This is a genomic window from Haladaptatus ordinarius, assembly GCF_054177595.1.
Genome location: NZ_JBPEHH010000219.1, coordinates 1 through 2,995 on the forward strand (window position 1 = coordinate 1; position 2,995 = coordinate 2,995).

General features: G+C 49.4%; 2 protein-coding genes and 1 pseudogene. 1 reads left to right on the top strand and 2 read right to left on the bottom strand.

Annotated features, from left to right (window positions below):
- Nucleotides 1-138: pseudogene (locus ACR3FF_RS26535) on the bottom strand (IS5/IS1182 family transposase); the annotation flags it as partial.
- A 198-nt stretch (nucleotides 139-336) separates the two neighbouring features.
- Between ACR3FF_RS26535 and ACR3FF_RS26540 the strand changes: the two are divergent.
- A complete protein-coding gene (locus ACR3FF_RS26540; protein ID WP_458191077.1) occupies nucleotides 337-1,476 on the top strand; it encodes a DUF1214 domain-containing protein in 1,140 nt (379 codons plus the stop codon).
- A gap of 72 nt (nucleotides 1,477-1,548) precedes the next feature.
- Here the strand turns inward: ACR3FF_RS26540 and ACR3FF_RS26545 are convergent, their stop codons facing one another.
- Nucleotides 1,549-1,812, bottom strand: coding sequence for a bacteriophage holin (locus ACR3FF_RS26545; protein ID WP_458191078.1), 264 nt, complete (start codon nucleotides 1,810-1,812; stop codon nucleotides 1,549-1,551).
- Nucleotides 1,813-2,995: the final 1,183 nt, after the last annotated feature.

Here is a 2,995-nt window from a genome sequence, read left to right on the forward strand (position 1 = left end):
AGCGGGGGCGAACACGTCGTACTCCAACAGAAACTCGAATTCAAGGTGTTCGAACAGCGGTACTGTTTCGGTAGCCGCTGCCTTCAAGAAGTCGTCAACCGAAGCGACGTCTTGCAGGGCGTTGGTACTGCTGGACACAGTTTCAAAACCCTGCGGCCTCCCTTGGGAGGCTTTCTATGACACGCTCAATAGCGCATAAAACCCCGCCAATCGTACCGCTGTCGCTTGGTTTCCCTTATCTATACAGTGCTACTTTAGGGGAAGCAGTCGTACAAGAGTGGGAGTTGGGTGGGGCAGTGGTGTGGGCACCGCGCGAGAGAACGAGAGGCATGAGTCATGACCAACGAAAGACACGACACGATGGCTGACGCAGAATCGGATTCTGAACTGATGCGGACAACACGTCGAACCGCGCTTCAAGGAGCGGGTCTCGCCGGATTACTCGCGATGGGTGTCGGCATCGCCAGCGCTCAGCAAAAAACCACTGGGACGACCACTCACCAGACGCAGCAACAGACGATAGAAGACAACGGCTCGGTTCCAGTCGATTATACAAATTTCATCCGCGCACAAACAGATCGGTATTTCAAGAGCTACGCCGATTTGGGTGGATTCGGTGAGTTCTATCACTATCGAACTCCCATCCCTATTGATGAACAGGTCGTCGCGGTAGAGCATCGTGATGTGCTCCCTTCGATTGGAATCTTCGATCTGACTGAACCACTCATCATCACCAAACCGGACACCGGTAATCGCTACCAATCTATGCATGTCGTTAACCAAGACGCGTACACGAAGGCAGTCATCTATGAGCCTGGTGAGTACACGTTGACGCGGGACAAGATGGGGTCACGGTATATTCAGGTTCGGTTCCGTACGTTTGTCGATCCAACCAATTCGGCGGATATCAAGAAAGTCCAGAAACTACAAGACAAGATTGAGGTGAGTCAACCTTCGCCCGGCACGTTAGCGCTTCCCGATTGGGATCAGGACTCACTCGATACAATCACCGAGGCGCTCAAAATAATTGCGAACACAAGGAACAGAATGCCGGAGTATGCATTTGGCGACGAAGGCGGGGTTGATCCTGTCCAATTTTTCATCGGCTCCGGAATTTGGGGCGCACTGCCAGCGTCTGAAAACTTTTTCATATATGATTCTCCGCCGCAGAACGATGGCGAAACACCATATACGCTCACCTTTGACGATGTTCCTGCTGACGCATTCTGGGATATCAGCGTCTACAACAGCAATCTGTATTTCGAGAAAAACAAGTATGACGCATATTCGATCAACAGTAAAAACGCAGAGCGAAACGCTGACGGTAGTGTCACGATTCATTTCGGTGGTGACCCCAATCAGTCGAACTTCCTCTATACGCCAGACGGATGGATCTATTATGTCCGGCTCTACAAACCGTATGACGAGGTTCTCTACGGATTCTATCAGTTCCCAAAGCCTCAGCCAGTGAAGTGACAGGCGACCGAATCAGCTGTGATTGCCATAGCTTAGGAATACCTATGGGAGGGTGTTGAGGTGGGTAGATTGTCACTCCTGACTGAAGCGGTTGTATAACCAAGCGACGGTGTAGCCGGTCGTGAATCCGTCGAAAAACGCCCAGATAGCCCCAATAACGATTCCGGACCTAGTTTCGCTATAGCCACGGTATATGTCCGCGAACAACTGTTCCCACCGTTGCCCCCACCCTCGTCGAGCAGTCAGACCAATGATGGCCACCCCCAATGACCAGAATATCCCACATGCCAATCCCATGGCCGACGGGTCGAGACGTGTTTGTGATTCTGAAGACATCACCGCTGCTACAACGGTGCTGGACAAAAAGGTTGCAGAGATGTACAATCAACCAATTTTATATATAATGGTTGTCTGGATAGTGGTTGACATTGAGAGAGCGCATGGTTGAATTGACCAGATAGAAGTTTCATAGTCCCGCTCAAGAGTGATGAGCCGTAATACCGATGCCCGCACGCGACGATTCTTCTCTTCAGCGTCGGTGAGTTCGTCGACATTAGCTTGCATAGTCTCGGTCGTGTCTTCGAGCTCATTGACTCACTCGTCGCAGGTCGTGTTTTGCGAGCGATCATCGTTCGATAGCCGTTCGCTTCACTCTCACGTTTGATCACATCTCTGACGCTAACAAACACATCGTTATCGGCACCCCATACCTGTTATATAATATTGATATTTTTGTGATCTCTGTGGATTCTCGTCTTTCGTGACGAGCTACCGTGTTACTCGTGTCTCTCTGTCCCCCTGTACCCCCCCACTTACTTTGGACGTTTTTCGAGGTACAGGTGGCACTATAACGGAGTTAGATTTGCATATAATAACGGAGGGCTACTCTCTGGCCGTTATCTGTTATATGAAAATGCTTTTGGACTTCCCGAGAGATATATGCACCGCGTTGAGACCTCTTGGTGCCGAATTCTGCATTGACTGCTGGTATCCCAAATCTTGTTACTCATGCTATATGAAAATGGTTGAATGTGCTATATGAAAATAGAGGACGAAAATCGGCTCAGACGCCTAAATTCGTTGCACAGAATATCTCTTCCGTATTTGCAAACCGGCTAATACAGCTAGGCCGAAACACAGGCCATAAAGTAGGTGCTCAATGTGACAGGATGATATAGATCGGTTTTTTATCGCAAGTTACTGTGAGGGATATATGACTGTTCACATGAGTACAACAGTCGGATTCGATAACGTCGAGTAACGTAGCTTGAACTAACGTAGCTTGAACTAACGTAGTCTTATCTACACAATCGTGCGCTTTATGTTGCCATCGAATCTACAGGCGAACAATGCCACCATTCGTTAACAGAACAAAAGAGCTCGATCGACTCACGAAGCTCTACAATCGCTAGTTGTCCACTCTGGCTCAAGAGACCAGTTGCTGACACGTAGTAGTCAGAATGAGGCGACTGAATCAGTCGCCTGATTCAGCCGCTGTCCGGATTGGTGCGTAATGAGG